Genomic DNA, 18,806 nt, shown 5'->3' on the forward strand with positions numbered 1-18,806 from the left:
TTATTACTATATGTTAATAGATATTGATACTTTAATCTTATCCACTAATCTTTCGTTGCAAGATAAATATTTGTATAATCAAGTAGCATGTTGTATTCTTAATTATCGTAATTTGTTATTATCTTATAGTGGTGGATTAGATTCTACAGTACTTTTAGATATATTGACAACTTTGACGAAAAATTCTCAAATATGGATGAAATCTAGAAAGTTTCCATTATTTCTAAAAGCTGTGTATGTGCATCATGGGTTAAATGAAAAAGCTGATGATTGGGCGAATCATTGTGCTCATCAATGTCAAATTCGCGATGTACCATTTAATATTCTTTATATTCAATATTTTAACTTTTGCAAGAAGCGAAGTAATGTAGAATCGTTAGCACGTAAACTGCGTTATCAAGTATTATATGATTATTTAAATGTAAATGTAGAAGAAATATTGTTAACTGCTCATCATATGGATGATCAGTTAGAAACTGTGTTGTTAGCTTTGAAAAGAGGCAGTGGCCCTGCAGGATTATCCGGAATAAGTAGAGAAGTTTGGTTAAATTATGATTATAGATATCGAGTATTACGACCTTTATTAGGATGTTCTCGAGGGCAATTAGAAGAATATGCACATAGAAGAAAATTAATATGGATTAATGATGATACCAATGTAAATATTAGGTTTGATCGTAATTTTTTGCGTATCCAAGTTATACCTTTGTTAAACAAACGTTGGCCTGCTTTTAATAAAGTTGTAACGCGTACTGCTCAATTGTGTAGAAATCAAGAAAATTTATTACGTGAATTGTTGTTAGAAACTTTAAATACATTGGTGGATGTAAATGGAGCATTATTTTTTTTGCCTTTGTTAAAATATAGTCATTCAAAAAGACAAGCATTATTACGTTTTTGGTTAAGAAATTTCTTTAAAGATATGCCATCTTATCGATTATTACAGTGTATTTGGACTGAAGTTGCATTAAGTAAAGTAGATTCTAAACCTGTTTTGAATTTAGGAAAGAATCATATCTGTTGTCGTTTTCGAAAAAAATTATATATTTTACCTATTACTATGAAATCTCCTCTGAATACGTTTAATTTGTCTTGGAATCCATTTAATAAGATTATGATGTTACCTGATAAGTTAGGATTATTGATATCGAGATCTTGTATGATAAATGAATGTTTTTGTCATAAAACAAAGCAATTTTATAATAATAAAAATATATTATTACCTGATTTTTTGTTGAATTATTCTACAAATAATGGAAGGGTTGTAACAAATTGTTTTATACGAAACCCGAAGGTTGATGAAAAAATATTTATTCGATTTGGTAATGTCTCTGGCTTATTATATCTTATGAACAGAAATCGAGGAAGATTATTAAAAAAGATCTGGCAGGAATATTCCATACCTCCATGGCTTCGTAGTCGTATACCTTTATTATTTTATAATGAGATTTTAATATCAGCAATAGGCGTATTTATTACGAAAGATGGAAGTATAACACGGCTTACAGATGAAAAAATAATAAATGATGACATAATTGCTGTACGACAAATAAGTTGGGTACAAAATGATCTCATCTACAATTTATTTAAAGGTGTGATTTGTAATGTTTTAAAATAAAAGGAATTAATATTATTGTTAAGTAAAAATTAATCTTAAAACGAAAGAACAAGGTATCATCATGCTTAAAAATCGAAGTAATATTTTTTTTAATTATCAAAATTATGTTAACAACGAATTAATTTGTTGATTAAAAACTGCAATATTACGTCCAGTTTAATTTTTGTAGTTGTTCTAGTTTTTCGATGTTTATATTCTACTTCTTGATTATTTAAATTTCGATCACTAATAACAAGAATATGGGGTATTCCAATTAAATCTATATCAGCAAACATTATTCCGGGATTTTCTTTACGATCATATATGAATACATCAGAGCCTATTATAGATTTAAATTGAGTATATAGTTCTTCAGTAGTATTTCTTACATTTACAGATACGTGCATATTGATAGGTATAATAGCTAATTTAAATGGAGCAATTGAATCAGGCCAAATTATTCCATATTGATCATAATTTTGTTCGATAATTGTGGGAATAATACGAGTAATTCCTATACCATAACACCCCATTATAATTTTAATGTTAAATTTATTATATTTTTGTATACAACTATATATACTACGAGAATATTTGTCTCCTAGTTGAAAAATATGTCCTATTTCTATTTTGTTTTGTATAAATGCTATGTTTTTTTTGTTTTTATTGTTTTGTTTATAATTGTTATTACATTTAGATTTATACAAATCCGCTATTTTAGGCATTGGTAAATCTCGATTCCAATTTACTCCAAAAATATATTTGCCATCAATGTTAGATTCAATGATAAAATCATTCATAATTGCTACATTACGATCAATGATGATAGGTATAGATAAATGAATAAAATTTAATAAAATTGGTTTGACTTTAATAATTTTCTCAACTTCTTGTTTATTTAAAATAGATGTTGGAAAAAAAATCTCTGGAATCATTAAAAGTTTTTCATTATCTAATTGATGGTCAGCTCGCAGTACTAATCCTAAAAAATTATATGGATATTTTTGATTGATGTTATTCGTTTTAACAATAGTGATTTTTATGGTTTTATTGATAGGTAATTTAAATTTATTAAGAAGCTCTAAGATTGATTGAATAGAATTATTATGTTTTGGTGGTATTGTGATTAATCTCATTATTTCATTAGGTAATGTTGGTGTAAATTGTGTTTGGTTGGTAGTGTTATTATGTTTTATGGATAAGTTTTTTGATTGATTATGATGAATCATCATAGCAGTCTGGTTTGCATTATCAGTATAATTATTGTTATTTTCAGGATACGCTTGAAATTCATGTGACAGTGTTCCCCCTGTATTTCCAGTATCAGCTTGAACAACATGAAAATTTAAACCAATACGATTAAAAATAGTATGGTATTGATGGTATATGTTATTATATGTATTTTGAAGGCATTTATTGTTGGTATGAAAGGAATAACCATCTTTCATAGTAAATTCTTTGGCTCGTATTAGTCCAAATCTTGGCCGAATTTCATCTCGATATTTAGTATTCATTTGATATAATTTTATAGGAAATTGTTTGTAAGATATAATTTCTTTGCAAATAAGATTAGAAATCATTTCTTCATGAGTTGGTCCTAAAACAAATTCTTGATTAACTCGATTCTTAAAACGTAACAATTCCGGGCCATATTCTGACCAACGTCCACTTTGTTTCCATAGATTTGCTGGTTGAATAATAGGCATAGATATTTCAATAAAACTAATATTGTTCATTTCGTCTCGAACAATATTTTCTACTTTTCTTAGTACACGTAATCCGATAGGAAGCCATGTATATAATCCAGTTGATATTTGTCGGATCATTCCAGATCTTAACATTAATTGGTGACTAATAGTTTCACAGTTTTTTGGAATTTCTTTAAGAGTAGTTAATAAATATTGAGTAGCTCTCATTAACACAACCTTTATAAAATGAATAATATATTGTAAAATAGGATAGTATTAAGATTTTTTATGTTATTAAAATTTTTTGTAGACATATATATAAAAATATCTTTGTGTGTTTTATTGTATTGTATGATTAATTTTATGAATGTATATTTAATAATTTTTTATAAAAATGGTATTCCATTATGAATGCTAAATCTGCTATATTTTTAGATCGAGATGGAACCATTAATATTAATAATAATTATATATCTCAAATTAATAATTTTTTTTTATTGATAATGTTATAAAAACATTATTAGAATTGCAAGATATGGGGTTTATTTTAATTATAGTAACCAACCAGTCTGGAATTGCCCGAGGATTTTTTACTGAAGAACAATTTTTGTATTTAACTAAATGGATGATTTCCTATTTGAAATCATATTTTATATACATTGATGCTGTTTATTATTGTCCGCATCATGTGAAAGGAAAAGTTAAAAAATTTAAGCAGTTTTGTTGTTGTCGGAAACCTAATCCAGGCATGTTAATAAATGCAAAAAAATATTTTAATATCAATATGAGTAAATCCTATATAATAGGAGATTCAAAATATGATATGTTTGCAGGGAAATCGGCTCAAGTAGGTACTACAGTATTAATACATAACAAATACAATACTAAAATAATACAAGAATTAGAATGGGGATCGAACCCAGATTATGTTATTGAGAGTTTAGAGTTTTTACCAGAAATAATAAAGTATCATGATAACAATGTTATATAAAAATGTTATTAAGATTTTAGTAAATATGCAATGAGTAATTAAATATGTAATTAATTTTAGTGATGATGTATTATATTTTTTAGTTTAAATAAAATTTTAATGATGTTCATTAACCCCAGTTAATTTTCTTATTTGCTTAGATATTCGTCAAAAATATTTTATAAAAAATTATTATACTGATTGTATAGTACAATTACATTTTGTACATATTAATTTTTTTTTCCAAATAGTGAACATTAATATTTTTTCCTTTTATAAAAGATTCATCAGTTATAATCTTAAGATGTAACTCAATATTAGTTTTAATCCCTTCAATAATTAATTCCAATAAAGCGTTTTTCATACGAATTATAGCAATTTCACGTGTTTTTCCAAAAGAAATCAATTTTCCTATTAGTGAATCATAATAAGATGGAACTAAATATCCAGAGTAAATATGCGATTCCCAACGTATACCTAATCCACCAGGAGGATGAAATCGAGTAATGCGACCTGAGCTAGGAGTATATGTTTGAGAATCTTCGGCATTAATACGACATTCTATAGAATGTCCCATAGTATTAATTTCATTTTGAGTGATATTTAATGGATATCCAGAAGAAATTTCTAATTGTTTCTGAACTAAATCTATACCCGTAATCATTTCAGTAATTGGGTGTTCTACTTGAATGCGAGTATTCATTTCAATGAAGTAAAAATCATCATTTTCATATAGAAATTCAAATGTACCTACGCCTCTATATCCAATTTCACAACATACTTGGACACATCTTTCTCCCAAAAACATTCTCATTTCTGGAGTAATTCCTGATGCTGGGGTTTCTTCAATTACTTTTTGATGTCTTCTTTGTATGGAACAATCTCGTTCTGTTAAATAAATAGCATTTCCTTTACCGTCAGATAAAATTTGTACTTCTATATGTCTTGGATTTTCTAAATACCGTTCTATATAAATAGAATCATTATTAAATATTTTTTTTGATTCTGACTTTGCTAATTTTATAGCGTTTTGTAAATCATTTTTTTTTCTAACCACACACATTCCCAATCCCCCGGCTCCATATGCTGATTTAATAATAACCGGATAATTAATATTGATATGATTGGAATTCATATAAGGAATATTATTTATTTTTTCATTTATTTTTAAATCTTGTCCTGGCACAGATTTTATTCCTACTTTTTTCATAATAGAAATAGCAGAAATTTTATTACTCATAAGACGCATGGTTTCAGAATTAGGTCCTATAAAAATAAATCCAGAACGTTCAACTTGTTCTGCAAAATCTGCATTTTCTGATAAAAATCCATAACCAGGGTGAATTCCTGTGGCTCCTGTTATTTCAGCGGCAGAAATAATAGCTGGAATATTTAAATAGCTATCGACTATAGAAGGGAGCCCTATACAAACAGTTTCATCAGATAATAGAACATGTTTTAGATCACGATCTATAGTAGAATGTACTGCTACTGTTTTAATTCCTAATTCCTTACAAGAACGTAAGATACGTAAAGCTATTTCACCTCTATTTGCAATAACAATTTTATTTAACATATTATATAATTTATTTTGTTTTTTATGTTATTTTTATTATAAATAAGGGTTCTCCAAATTCTACTGGTTTTCCATCATCTATCAAAATAGATTGTATTATGCCTGATTTTTCAGACTGAATTTGATTCATAACTTTCATAGCTTCAATGATACATAATGTTTCTCCTATTTCAACTGATTTTCCAATGAATACAAATGGTTTATCATGTGGATAAGATGCAGTGTAAAATATACCTACCATGGGGGATCGAACTATATATGTATCAATTGTGTCTAATAATTCATGTTGGTGATCTTTATTTATTGTTGTACTAGATAAAGCTTCTGTTTTTCTTTTTGTTGTGATGGGAACTAAAGAAGATTGTGACGATATTTTATATTCAGATCTAATAATACGTATTGTTTTTTTTCCTTCAATGATTTCTAATTTAGAGATACTGGATTCTTCTACTAATTCTACCAATTTTTTTATTTTACGAATATCCATAATTATAAGCTACCGTTAAATGTGTATATTCACTATATTTATTAATTTTTGGATAAATATTGATGTGCCATGCGTAAAGACACATGATATCCCAATTCTCCAAAACCACAGATTACTCCAATAGCGATATCAGATAAATAGGAATGACTTCTAAATTTTTCTCTTTTGTATATATTAGAAAAATGAATTTCGATAAAAGCAATTTTTACTGATAATAATGCATCTCTTAATGCTATACTAGTATGAGTAAAAGCTGCAGGATTAATAATTATAAAATCTGTATTATTATAACTTTCATGTATACGGTTAATTAATTTATGCTCGGCATTAGATTGAAAATGATTTAAAATAATTCCTAAAGAATCAGCAGTTTTATTTAAATCTGATATAATTGTAGACAAACGGTTATGTCCGTATAGATTTGTTTCTCTTATTCCTAGTAAATTTAAGTTTGGCCCATTTATTAATAGTAATTTAAACATGTTATTCAGATTAAATCTCTTATAAAAGATAAACTAAATTGGTGTATGGTAACATAAAATTTATATAAAAAAAATATATGTTTTTGTGTTTTTGTGCATACTGTAGTAAATATGAATTTGAATTTAACATAGTAATATATTATTGAAATATGAATGTTTTAAGAATTAAAAATTTGTGAACAAATAATAATGTTTATATTTTTAGAACTTTAATTTGTTTATAATAACAATAAGTTACAAATAAATATTGATATTAGTAATATCTTCAATCTTTTATTGATATAATATTTTTATAAAAATAAATACGGTGATATACAGGTAGAATGTATATAAAATTAGAATTTTTACCTGTTGAATTTGCTAAGAAAAGATTGAGTAATGATGATTGTTTAATTTTTATTAAAATAGGATAAGATTTAATATAATATGTTTAAAAAATTTAGAGGTATTTTTTCAAGTGATTTATCTATTGATTTAGGAACAGCAAATACCCTTATTTATCTGAAAGGGCAGGGTATTGTTTTAAATGAGCCTTCTGTTGTTGCCATTCGTCAGGATCGAGGAGGTATTCCAAAAAGTGTAGCAGCTGTTGGTTATGCAGCGAAACAAATGTTAGGACGTACTCCAGGTAATATAGTTGCTATACGTCCCATGAAAGATGGCGTAATTGCTGATTTTTTTGTTACTGAAAAAATGTTACAACATTTTATCAAACAAGTTCATAGTAATAGTTTTATGAGACCTAGTCCAAGAGTGTTGGTATGTGTTCCGGTAGGAGCAACTCAAGTTGAACGTAGGGCTATTCGAGAGTCTGCTCAAGGAGCAGGAGCTCGTGAAGTATTTTTAATAGAAGAACCTATGGCAGCTGCTATCGGAGCTGGACTTCCAGTGTCTGAAGCTACTGGGTCTATGGTAGTAGATATTGGAGGAGGTACTACTGAAGTAGCCGTCATTTCTTTAAATGGAGTTGTATATTCGTCTTCTGTCAGAATTGGAGGAGATCGTTTCGATGAATCCATAATTAGTTATGTACGTCGTCATTATGGATCTCTCATTGGTGAAGTAACTTCAGAGAGAATAAAGCATACTATAGGATCTGCGTATTTAGATAAAGAACTTCGAGAAATGGAGGTACGTGGACGAAATTTAGCAGAAGGTATTCCTAGAAGTTTTACTTTAAATAATCACGAAATTTTAGAGGCTCTACAAGAACCGTTAACTGGGATTGTTAGTGCTGTTATGGCAGCGTTAGAACAATGTCCTCCAGAATTAGCTTCTGATATTTCTGAATATGGAATGGTATTAACAGGTGGAGGGGCTTTGTTAAAAAATATAGATCGATTATTAATTAAAGAAACTAGCATTCCTGTAGTTATAGCAGAAGATCCTTTAACTTGTGTTGCACGTGGAGGAGGCAAAGCACTTGATATGATAGATCTTCATGGTAAAGATTTGTTCAGCGAAGAATAAAAAAAGATTATTTTTTAAAATTATACTTGTTTTTTTAATTTTATAATATTTTTTTGCGTATAAGTGAATTTTTATACTAATAGTTATTACAATTATTATAGGTGTAAGTTGTGCTTTATAGTAGAATTGTCAAAAGAATTCCATATTTGGAGTTACGTTTAATTATAGCGGTAATAGTATCGATTGTAATGGTTTTTGCTGATAATAAGTTTCATATGTTTTCATCATTTAAAAATTGTATAGCAAATTATATTTATTTATTTTATTATTTATGTGATAAGCCAAATTATATTTTTAATTATGTTGCCAAGGTATTGGTGACATATAAAGAATTAATTGCAGAAAATGATGCATTACGTAAGGAGTTATTTCTTAAAAATAGTGAATTGTTATTGATGGATCAATATAAACATGAAAATTTGAAATTATACGAATTACTTAATTCCCCTGTTTATCAAGAAAAACGTAAGTTGATTACTAAAATAATTTTTATACATGTAGAGCCAAATAATCAACAAGCAATTATTAATCAAGGTAAAAATAAAAATATATATGTTGGACAACCTGTGTTTGCTGCTTCAGGAGTCATAGGTCAGGTAATTTCGGTTAATGATTTTAATAGTCGAGTTTTATTAATTTCAGATTTTGAGCATGCTTTATCTGTGCAATTAAATCGTAATGATGCTAATAATGTGTATTTAATATTAATGGGTCGCGGTTTTAATTTGGATTTATACGCAGAGTATTCAGGAAATTCTACTGATATATGTATTAATGATATATTAATTACATCCGGATTGGATGGTCGTTTTCCAGCAGGATGCCCGGTTGCTAAAATCTCTCATATAGAAGTTAATTCGGAACAAGATTATACCATTGTGCGAGCTAAACCAATAGTTAATTTAAAGTATTTACGTTATGCTATGTTAATTTTGGAATAATGATCAATAATAAGAGATAAGTGAATAAAAAAATCATCAGTGTTATTATATGTGAAATAGGTATATAAAGTATTAATATATTTCGAATTAATGTTTATTTTTATTAATAATTTTGAATTTAATTAATAATATATATTATGCGTCATTATCGTATAGTTAAGTATAAAATTGGAATAGTTTGTTGTTCCTTTATTATTGCAATGGTACTACAAGGGGTAATGTCGTTAGTAACAACATGGTATTTTCAGCCTAGTTGGATTTTGATGGTACTAATTTATTGGATTAATATGCATCCAAATAAAATAAATATAGGTGCTGGATTTGTTTTAGGATTATTAACAGATTGTATTTGTTTTTCTACTATAGGGGTACATGCTTTATCTTTTAGTATACTTAGTTATGTAGTTGTGAGAAAAGTATATATTTTTAGATACACTTCGATATGGCAGCAATCTTTTTTTGTGTTGTTTTTCTCTTTGATTAATCAAAGTATTAAATTTTTAATAAAATTTTTCATAATTAAAAATTCATGTTCACCAGAAATTTTTTGGAATTGTATTTTAGATTTTTCAATATGGCCATTTTTAGTGTTTTTGATGAGTAAACATTTTACGTATAAATAACATATTCACAATATTGTTTTTTATATGTATAAAAATAATATTTATTAATAAATGATAATAAAAAAGATGAGTAGTACTTTACATTAAATATAATATTTTGATACAATTATTGTGTTAAAATCATTAAATTATATTAAGTTGTTTAATATGGTTATTTTATATAATTAATAAAAACAATTGTGTAATTGGTTTTTGTTGTTATTTTTTATAAAAAATTAATTAATAAGGATTTATTAGATTAGATAGATAAAAAGTGGTTGGATACATTAATCCATGGTCTATCAAATATAATAATTAATCATTATATAGAATTAACGAAAAAAGACACAGATTTTATATAAAAATGAAATAGAGGTATTATGAGTATAGAATTTGTCAGTCAACAAATTTTGGTTCCTAATAAGTTGCAAATTAGTGATCTTTCATATTTATTGGGAATGGCAGAAAGTTTTAATATCGATTATTCAGATTTATATTTTCAATCCCGTTTTTATGAAAATTGGATTTTAGAAGATAAAATCATTAAATCCGGATCTTATCATGTCAATCAAGGGGTTGGAATTCGTGTAATTGTAGGAGAGAAAACAGGGTTTTCTTATACTAATAAGTTAGTTTTAGATTCATTGGTTCACAGTATGAATGATGCTATTGGTATTGTGAATTCTAATAATTTTAAGAATGCAATGAAATGTGATAATAGAGAAGTAGAATTACTTTTTTCTAAAAGAGAGAAGGAGAAAAATGCATATTTAAATGTTAATCCATTATCTGCTATGTCTAATGAAGAAAAAATTGATTTGTTAATAAGAATAGATAAAATTGCTCGCCATGAACATTCATATGTAAAAACAGTGCAAGCAACTTTATCAGGAATGTATGAGCAAATTTTAGTTGCTGCTACTGATGGAACTTTAAGTGCAGATATACGACCACTAATTCGTTTGTCTATATTAGTGCAAGTAGAACATAATGGAAGAAGAGAGCAAGGTTTTAGTGGAGGAGGAGGTAGAAGTGGGTATGATTATTTTTTAAATAATATTATTCACGGAGAATCTTGCATTGATCATTGGACTAAAAATGCCGTTAAAATGGGGGTAACTAATCTTAAATCCATATCAGCCCCGATTGGCACTATGCCAGTAGTATTAGGTCCTGGTTGGCCGGGAATCCTAATACATGAAGCAGTAGGACATGGATTAGAGTCAGATTTCAATAGAAAAGGTAGCTCTGTATTTTCTAAAGAAATTGGGAAGAAAGTAGCTTCTGAGTTATGTACGATAGTAGATGATGCAACTTTTAAATTGTCTAGAGGCTCGTTAATCATTGATGATGAAGGAATTCCGGGGCAATATAATATTTTAATTAAAGATGGAGTTTTGCAAGGATATATGCAGGATAAATTAAATTCTAAGTTTATGGGAGTATGTTCTACTGGAAATGGAAGAAGGGAATCTTATTCGGATTTACCTATGCCCCGTATGACTAATACATATATGTTACCTGGAAAATCTACACCTGAGGAAATTATAAACAGTATTGAATATGGAGTATATGCCACAAATTTTGGAGGAGGACAAGTAGATATTACTTCAGGAAAATTTGTTTTTTCTACTTCTGAAGCATTTTTAATAGAAAAAGGTAATATTACTAATTCAATAAAAGGGGCTACCTTAATTGGATCAGGCATTGAAATAATGCAAAATATTTCTATGATAGGCAATGATTTGTTATTGGATTCAGGAATAGGTACATGTGTGAAAAATGGACAAAAAATCCCTGTTAGTGTAGGTCAACCTACTATAAAATTAAATAAAATTACAATAGGAGGAGTAACTTAATCTAAATTTATATATAAATTTAGATTAAGTTACTGTTTTGTTGGAAGTCAGTATTCAATTAGATATATTATTTATTTAATTTATATATAGGGATAATTTAATGTGAGGTTCAAAATTTATTAAAATTGATTAGAGTAAACTTTTTTTAAAAAATCAATATTAAAAGTAAATATACATATTTTTTAATATTTCTTGAAAAGTTATTTTTGGTAAAATCTTGACCCCCTTATACATAAAGGGATCATTCGATTGTATTGTGCATATGTAATTTTCATTGTTGGTTTTAGAATTATGAGAGAATATTATGGATTTAATGAGTGATGCAAAACAAAATGATCTTTTTTTAAAAAAGATAACTAATCGCACTCTGCAATTGACAAGTCAATGTTCTCAAGAATCAGAGGTCTCTATAATTAAGACTACTGGAATTAATGTAAGTACGCGTTATGGAAACGTAGAAAATATAGAATTTGATAATAATGAGATATTAAAAATTACTGTATTCTTTCAGCATAAGAAAGGTATAGTTTTTTTAAATAATTTAAGCGAACAATCCATAATAGATGCGGTTCATTATGCAGTGGATATTGCGCGTTATGCTTCTATAGATTTGTATTCTGGTATTGCAGATAAAGAATTATTAGCGTTTAATCCTGTATATTTAGATTTATGTCATCCAATTGAATTAGATATTAAGTCAAGTATTCAATTAGCATCTAGAGCAGAAAATACAGCTCTAAATTATGATCGACGAATCATTTGCACAGAAGGAGGAAGATTTAGTAGTCATATTACCACTGTAATTTTTGGTAATAGTCATGGCATGTTAAGCAGTTATAGTAGTAGTCAATATTTTTTATCTTGTAATGTGATTGCTGAAAGTAATGGTGTTATGGAACAAGATTATTCATATACATTAAGCAGAGTTTTTAAAAAATTACGATCACCGGAATGGGTAGGAAAAGAATGTGCTCGGCGTGTGTTAATGCATTTAAACTCAAGAAAAATTAATACGATAGAATCTCCAGTGTTATTTACTTCAGAAACTGCTGTCAGTTTATTGCAACATTTAGCGAATGCCATTCATGGAGATAATATTTATAAGCAATCTACTTTTTTATTAAATGATTTAGGAAAAAAAATTTTTCCTTCTTGGTTTTGCATTAAAGAAATACCACATGTTTCTCAAGAGTTAGGTTCTGCTCCATTTGACGATGAAGGTGTACAAACATTAAATAAATCAATTGTGAAAAACGGGATATTAAATAGTTGGTTATTAAATACTTATTCTGCTAATAAAATTGGTTTAAAAAGCACTGGAAATGCTGGAGGTATACATAATTGGTATGTTAGTTGTCAAAATATCAGTTTTATGGAATTAATAAAAATCATGAATCGTGGTTTAATTATTACTAATCTTATGGGACAAGGGGTAAATATAGTAACTGGAGATTATTCAAGAGGAGCTTCTGGTTTTTGGGTAAACCATGGGGAGATACAATATCCGGTACATGAAATTACTGTTTCTGGTAACTTACGGCAAATGTTTTTAAATGTGAATTCCATTAGCAATGATATTGAAACACGAAGTAATATTCATTGCGGGTCTATATTAATTAATGCTATGCAAATAGCAGGAACTTAATTGTAAATTAAGTAAAGATCGTTCGTTAGACAGCGGATGGGAAATATAATAATGCACGGTGTTTGCACAAGAAAGGAGCGATAATTTTTTGAATTCTTTAATATATATAAAGAATATTATATTAATTAATTGCAGTGAAGTAAAGTAAGTTATATAGGATAAAACCCTACCCTACTGCATCTTTAATTAAGAGACGTATTCTTTATTTATCTTTTAAAATAAGCCTTCTGTTGAATATAACTAATATGTCCCCATATGTTAAGTATGTGGTGATTAAATATGATGAAGCCGAGTAGTAAAAAAATTTATAATTTGGCGAGCTAAATTAAAAAAAGGATAGCTCTATGAATACCAAGCAATCTGAGCGCATAGATATTCCTGTATTACCGTTGCGTGATGTGGTGGTGTATCCGCATATGGTAATTCCTTTGTTTGTCGGTAGAGAAAAATCAATTAAATGTCTTGAATATGCTATGAGCGGAGATAAAAAGATTATGCTAGTGGCTCAAAAAGAAGCATCTAATGATGAACCTAGTATTAATGATCTTTTTTCGGTCGGAACTGTATCTATTATATTACAAATGTTAAAGCTTCCAGATGGTACAGTAAAGGTATTAGTAGAAGGATTAATCCGAGCTCGGATTATTGAATTAACAGATTCTGGTAATTACTTTAAAGCTGATGCAGATTATTTTGACATTAAAGAATTAAATGAAAAAGAAAAAGAAGTGTTAATGAGAACTGTAATTCATCAATTTGAAGGGTATATTAAACTTAATAAAAAAATCCCTCCTGAAGTATTAGTGTCTTTAAATAATATAAATGATGCTGATCGTTTAGCAGATACTATTGCTGCTCATATACCGCTTAAATTACATGATAAACAGTCTATATTAGAAATGTCAAATATTACTGAACGTTTAGAATATTTAATATCAGTTATGGAGTCTGAAATTGAATTATTGAAAGTAGAAAAACGTATTCGTAATCGAGTAAAAAAGCAAATGGAAAAAAGTCAACGAGAATATTATTTAAATGAACAGATCAAAGCTATTCAAAAAGAATTGGGAGAAATGGATAATATTGTTGATGAAAATGAATCTATAAAACGACGAATAGAATCATCTAAAATGCCTAAAGAAGCTCGTAATAAAATAGAATCAGAATTTCAAAAGTTAAAAATGATGCCTCCTATGTCTTCGGAAGCTACGGTAGTACGAGGATATATTGATTGGGTATTGTCGGTGCCTTGGCATTCTAAAAGTAAAATGAAAAAAGATCTTGTAAAAGCTCAAGAAAGTTTAGATAGAGATCATTATGGCTTAAAACGAGTTAAGGATCGTATATTAGAATATTTAGCGGTTCAAAATAGAATAAACAAAATTAGAGGACCTATTTTATGTTTAGTAGGCCCTCCGGGTGTTGGCAAAACATCTCTGGGCAAGTCGATAGCTAAAGCTACAGGGCGTAAATATATACGTATGGCTTTAGGAGGAATGAGAGATGAAGCAGAAATTAGAGGCCATAGAAGAACTTATATTGGATCTATGCCTGGAAAATTAATTCAGAAAATGTCTAAGATTGGGGTAAAAAATCCTTTATTTTTATTAGATGAAATTGACAAAATGTCTTTTGATATGCGTGGAGATCCTGCGTCTGCTTTATTAGAAGTATTAGATCCAGAACAAAATATAGCTTTTAACGATCATTACTTAGAAGTAGATTATGATTTATCTGATGTTATGTTTGTAGCTACTTCTAATTCTATGAATATTCCTAGTCCTTTATTAGATAGAATGGAAGTGATTAAATTATCTGGATATACTGAAGAGGAGAAATTTAATATAGCTCGGCAACACTTATTATCTAAACAAATTGAGCGTAATGCTTTAAAGCCAGGCGAATTATTGATTCAAGATGATGCGTTGACAAGTATCATTCGTTATTATACTAGAGAAGCTGGAGTACGTAATTTAGAAAGAGAGATTTCTAAATTATGTCGAAAAACAGTAAAAAATTTATTATTGAATAAAAAAATTACCTGTATCACTATTAATGAAGAAAATTTGAAAGATTTTTTAGGTGTTCAACGTTATGATTGTGCTTTAGCGGAACAAGAAAATAGAATAGGACAAGCAACTGGATTAGCTTGGACTGAAGTTGGAGGAGATCTGTTAACTATTGAAACAGTTTGTGTTCCTGGAAAAGGAAAATTAACTTATACTGGATCTTTAGGAGAAATTATGCAGGAGTCAATTCAAGCGGCCTTGACTGTCGTGCGAGCTCGGGCAGATAAATTAGGTATTAAAACAGACTTTTATGAAAAAAAAGATATTCATGTACATGTTCCAGAAGGTGCTACTCCAAAAGATGGACCAAGTGCTGGAATTGCTATGTGTACTGCTTTAGTATCTTGTTTAACTGGAAACTCTGTTAAAGCACATGTAGCGATGACTGGAGAAATTACTTTACGAGGTCAAGTTTTACCTATTGGTGGCTTAAAAGAAAAATTATTAGCAGCTCATAGGGGGGGGATTAAAACTGTTTTAATCCCCTATGAAAATAAACGGGATTTAGAGGATATGCCTGATGTTGTTATAAATAATTTAAACATTTATCCAGTCAAACAAATAGATGAAGTATTAACATTAGCTTTACAAAACGCTCCGTAAACCCAACCCGTACAGTATACCCAACAAATCCTCAAAAAGATAACTATCTTTTTGAGGATTTGTTGGGTATACTGTACGGGTTGGGTTTACGGAGCGTTTTGTAAAGCTAAATAATTTCTTTCTTATGCTGAATTTTAAATATATTTAATAATATCATAATGAGTAACTTGTTGTTTTTATATATGTTATATACATGAATATATATATGAATAATTATTGTTATAAATTGCTTTGTTTTAAAAAGATAGGTAGATAATTTATATAGTTAAAATAATTATATATTTATATGTTTTGAATGAAATGATCATATATTTTGGTATTTCAAATTTATATATAAAATATATCATTAACAATAATTTTAATTCTAAAAAGCATTATAAATGCATATCTAAATAATTTTTGATAATTTGATATATTAGTAGTCTTGTTATATGCTACATGATTTTAAATATTTGGCTAAAAATATGGTAAATACTAAAAATCAACAATTAATGTTAATTAAAAATAATATTAAATTTATTCCAAATTATCCAAAAAAGGGAATTATATTTAGGGATATTAGCACGTTACTTGCAAATCCTAATGCGTATTCTACAAGTATTACACTTTTAGCTAGTCATTATCAACATTATCAATTAACAAAAATAATAGGGGTAGAGGCTCGAGGGTTTTTATTTGGAGCACCTTTAGCTTTAATTTTAAAAGTAGGATTTATCCCAGTTCGTAAAGCAGGGAAGTTACCTTGTAATACTATAAATGAAACGTATATTTTAGAATATGGTACAGGATGTTTAGAAATACATAAAGATTCAATTGTACCAGGAGATAAAGTTCTTATTGTCGATGATTTATTAGCTACTGGTGGTACAATTGAAGCAACTGTAAAATTAATTAGAAGATTAGGGGGAAAGGTGAATGATGCTGCTTTTATAATAAATTTAGAATATTTAGGAGGTAATTTATTATTAAAAAATATTGGAGTAAATACTTATAGTCTAGTAGTATTTTCTGAGTAATATAAATTTTAATTATTGCCTTAATATATGATTTATGATTAAAAAACTTTACAGAGAATGATTATGACTTATCAAATTCTTGCATTAAAATGGAGACCAAAAAAATTTTCAGAGATTGTAGGTCAAGCACATATTATAAAGGCAATGATACGTAGTTTTATTTTGAATAGAATACATCATGCTTATATTTTATCTGGAACAAGGGGATCTGGAAAAACTACGATAGCGAGATTATTTGCAAAAGGATTAAATTGTGAAATTCAATTTGCATCTAATAATGATGTATGCGGTCAATGTAAAAATTGTTTAGATATTGAATCAGGGTGTTTTATTGATCTGATTGAAATAGATGCAGCATCTAGATCTAAAGTGGAAGAAACTCGGGAATTTTTAGATAATATGCAATATGCCCCGTCTCAAAGTCAATTTAAAATTTATTTAATAGATGAAGCTCATATGTTATCTAGGCATAGTTTTAATGCATTACTTAAAACATTAGAAGAGCCACCTCATCACGTAAAATTTATCTTAATTACTACCGACCATCAAAAGTTACCAGAAACTATACTATCTCGATGCTTACAGTTTTATTTAAAACCTTTAAGTACTTCTCAAATTACAACTCAATTACAATATATTTGTAATCAAGAAAATATTAATATAAATGATATACATTTATTGGAACTATTGGCTAATTCAGCGAAAGGCAGTATGAGAGATGCTTTAAATTTATTAGAGCAAGCAATTATTTTAGGGGATAGTAATCATATAACTTCTGACGTTATTAATAATATGCTTGGGATTTTAGATGTAGACGATTCTATATCTTTAATTGAAGATTTAATGAACGGAAATATAAACAATATAATGCACAAAATTGATCATTATTCCAATATAGGAATAGATTGGGATCATTTTTTTTCTGAAATACTTACTATTCTTCAAAAAATAGCTATAAATCAATTTACTTCATTTTCTACCATACAACAGCATAATACAAATAATAAATCGAAAAATATTAATCATCGTATACATAATTTAAGAACGAAGATATCTCCTGAGACTATACAATTATATTATCAAATATTTTTACTAGGTCGACAAGAATTATCTTATGCTCCAAGTTATCGCATAGGAACGGAAATGACCATTTTAAGAGCATTAGCTTTTTCTCCAATCAATATACAATCAAAAAAAAATAGCAATAAAAATGATATTAATAAATTTAACGATAATTTAAAATATTGTAAAAATTCTTTACCACAAAGCACAACTCATTTAAACATGTTAACTATCCCTAAGAGTAAAACACTTATTAAAAAACCGTTGATTTCTAATAAGATTCATACAAATACAAATACTATAGAGTTACAGAAAATACAACATCAACATAATCTTTCTGTAGTAGATAGAAACCTTCCCCAAAACATAATACCTAATGATAATTCTTCCAATCATCAACTTCATTTAGGCGACGTGACCAAAATCTTTAATACCCATCTTGTTTCCAATAAAATTCCTTCTAATACTGTTTCTGAAATATTAAAAGCACGATCAAAATTAATTAACTATCATGACAATTATAATAAAACAATTAAAATGAAGGCTAAATCAGATAAAAACATTGAATTTCAAAAAAAGTTAGCTAATATATTAAAACGATTTTCTGATATTAATATGACAGCAATTCCTCATGACTCTAAAAATATAAAAAAAAAATGATAAAAATCTATTAATAAAAATTAATTCTCACAAATCTAATATTAATACCCATAGGGTAGATTATTATATCTATTTAGAT

13 protein-coding genes and 1 pseudogene are annotated in these 18,806 nt (G+C 27.8%); 10 read left to right on the plus strand and 4 right to left on the minus strand.

What is annotated here, in order from left to right:
• Window positions 1-10: 10 nt before the first annotated feature.
• Window positions 11-1,618, plus strand: coding sequence for a tRNA lysidine(34) synthetase TilS (tilS, locus tag BVAF_RS01435; RefSeq protein ID WP_013516614.1), 1,608 nt, complete (start codon window positions 11-13; stop codon window positions 1,616-1,618).
• Window positions 1,619-1,725: 107 nt separating this feature from the next.
• Here the strand turns inward: tilS and BVAF_RS01440 are convergent, their stop codons facing one another.
• Window positions 1,726-3,513 carry a proline--tRNA ligase gene (locus tag BVAF_RS01440; protein WP_013516615.1) on the minus strand — a complete coding sequence of 596 codons (1,788 nt, stop codon included), beginning with the start codon at window positions 3,511-3,513 and terminating at the stop codon, window positions 1,726-1,728.
• Window positions 3,514-3,692: 179 nt separating this feature from the next.
• Here BVAF_RS01440 and gmhB point away from each other — a divergent pair.
• A pseudogene (gene gmhB / locus BVAF_RS01445) lies at window positions 3,693-4,276 on the plus strand (D-glycero-beta-D-manno-heptose 1,7-bisphosphate 7-phosphatase).
• A gap of 193 nt (window positions 4,277-4,469) precedes the next feature.
• On the opposite strand, the gene accC reads toward gmhB, so the two are convergent.
• The 3 genes from accC to aroQ are packed head-to-tail and all read right to left on the minus strand — an operon-like array spanning window position 4,470 to window position 6,809.
• Window positions 4,470-5,831, minus strand: coding sequence for an acetyl-CoA carboxylase biotin carboxylase subunit (accC, locus tag BVAF_RS01450; protein WP_013516617.1), 1,362 nt, complete (start codon window positions 5,829-5,831; stop codon window positions 4,470-4,472).
• Window positions 5,832-5,853: 22 nt separating this feature from the next.
• Complete coding sequence (gene accB / locus BVAF_RS01455; protein WP_013516618.1) at window positions 5,854-6,318, minus strand: acetyl-CoA carboxylase biotin carboxyl carrier protein; 465 nt, start codon at window positions 6,316-6,318, stop codon at window positions 5,854-5,856.
• 41 nt (window positions 6,319-6,359) lie between these two features.
• A complete protein-coding gene (aroQ, locus tag BVAF_RS01460; RefSeq protein ID WP_201763737.1) occupies window positions 6,360-6,809 on the minus strand; it encodes a type II 3-dehydroquinate dehydratase in 450 nt (149 codons plus the stop codon).
• 417 nt (window positions 6,810-7,226) lie between these two features.
• Here aroQ and BVAF_RS01465 point away from each other — a divergent pair, with 417 nt between their 5' ends.
• The 8 genes from BVAF_RS01465 to dnaX all read left to right on the plus strand — a co-directional run bounded on the left by BVAF_RS01465 (window position 7,227) and on the right by dnaX (window position 18,727).
• On the plus strand, window positions 7,227-8,270 hold the full coding sequence (locus BVAF_RS01465; protein WP_013516620.1) for a rod shape-determining protein: 1,044 nt from the start codon (window positions 7,227-7,229) through the stop codon (window positions 8,268-8,270).
• 110 nt (window positions 8,271-8,380) lie between these two features.
• On the plus strand, window positions 8,381-9,211 hold the full coding sequence (gene mreC / locus BVAF_RS01470) for a rod shape-determining protein MreC (protein WP_013516621.1): 831 nt from the start codon (window positions 8,381-8,383) through the stop codon (window positions 9,209-9,211).
• 137 nt (window positions 9,212-9,348) lie between these two features.
• A complete protein-coding gene (gene mreD, locus BVAF_RS01475; protein WP_013516622.1) occupies window positions 9,349-9,834 on the plus strand; it encodes a rod shape-determining protein MreD in 486 nt (161 codons plus the stop codon).
• 359 nt (window positions 9,835-10,193) lie between these two features.
• Window positions 10,194-11,672, plus strand: coding sequence for a metalloprotease TldD (gene tldD, locus BVAF_RS01480; protein WP_013516623.1), 1,479 nt, complete (start codon window positions 10,194-10,196; stop codon window positions 11,670-11,672).
• 304 nt (window positions 11,673-11,976) lie between these two features.
• Window positions 11,977-13,317 (plus strand): metalloprotease PmbA, encoded by a 1,341-nt coding sequence (pmbA, locus tag BVAF_RS01485; protein WP_013516624.1) that lies wholly within the window; start codon window positions 11,977-11,979, stop codon window positions 13,315-13,317.
• A 344-nt stretch (window positions 13,318-13,661) separates the two neighbouring features.
• Window positions 13,662-15,989: an endopeptidase La gene (lon, locus tag BVAF_RS01490; RefSeq protein WP_013516625.1), complete on the plus strand. Its 2,328-nt coding sequence runs from the start codon at window positions 13,662-13,664 to the stop codon at window positions 15,987-15,989.
• Window positions 15,990-16,453: 464 nt separating this feature from the next.
• A complete protein-coding gene (gene apt / locus BVAF_RS01495; protein ID WP_013516626.1) occupies window positions 16,454-17,005 on the plus strand; it encodes an adenine phosphoribosyltransferase in 552 nt (183 codons plus the stop codon).
• Window positions 17,006-17,068: 63 nt separating this feature from the next.
• Entirely contained in the window at window positions 17,069-18,727 is a 1,659-nt protein-coding gene (gene dnaX / locus BVAF_RS03155; protein WP_071818259.1) for a DNA polymerase III subunit gamma/tau, read from the plus strand.
• Window positions 18,728-18,806 lie beyond the last annotated feature (79 nt).

This window comes from Candidatus Blochmanniella vafra str. BVAF (assembly GCF_000185985.2).
GTDB classification, from domain to species: Bacteria; Pseudomonadota; Gammaproteobacteria; order Enterobacterales; family Enterobacteriaceae; genus Blochmanniella; species Blochmanniella vafra.

Coding starts and splice junctions, on each gene's coding strand:
- pmbA (WP_013516624.1), top strand. CDS start 11,977: ATGGATTTAATGAGTGATGCAAAACAAAATGATCTTTTTTTAAAAAAG.
- BVAF_RS01440 (WP_013516615.1), bottom strand. CDS start 3,513: ATGAGAGCTACTCAATATTTATTAACTACTCTTAAAGAAATTCCAAAA.
- mreD (WP_013516622.1), top strand. CDS start 9,349: ATGCGTCATTATCGTATAGTTAAGTATAAAATTGGAATAGTTTGTTGT.
- tilS (WP_013516614.1), top strand. CDS start 11: ATGTTAATAGATATTGATACTTTAATCTTATCCACTAATCTTTCGTTG.
- dnaX (WP_071818259.1), top strand. CDS start 17,069: ATGACTTATCAAATTCTTGCATTAAAATGGAGACCAAAAAAATTTTCA.
- lon (WP_013516625.1), top strand. CDS start 13,662: ATGAATACCAAGCAATCTGAGCGCATAGATATTCCTGTATTACCGTTG.
- accC (WP_013516617.1), bottom strand. CDS start 5,831: ATGTTAAATAAAATTGTTATTGCAAATAGAGGTGAAATAGCTTTACGT.
- accB (WP_013516618.1), bottom strand. CDS start 6,318: ATGGATATTCGTAAAATAAAAAAATTGGTAGAATTAGTAGAAGAATCC.
- apt (WP_013516626.1), top strand. CDS start 16,454: ATGGTAAATACTAAAAATCAACAATTAATGTTAATTAAAAATAATATT.
- tldD (WP_013516623.1), top strand. CDS start 10,194: ATGAGTATAGAATTTGTCAGTCAACAAATTTTGGTTCCTAATAAGTTG.
- BVAF_RS01465 (WP_013516620.1), top strand. CDS start 7,227: ATGTTTAAAAAATTTAGAGGTATTTTTTCAAGTGATTTATCTATTGAT.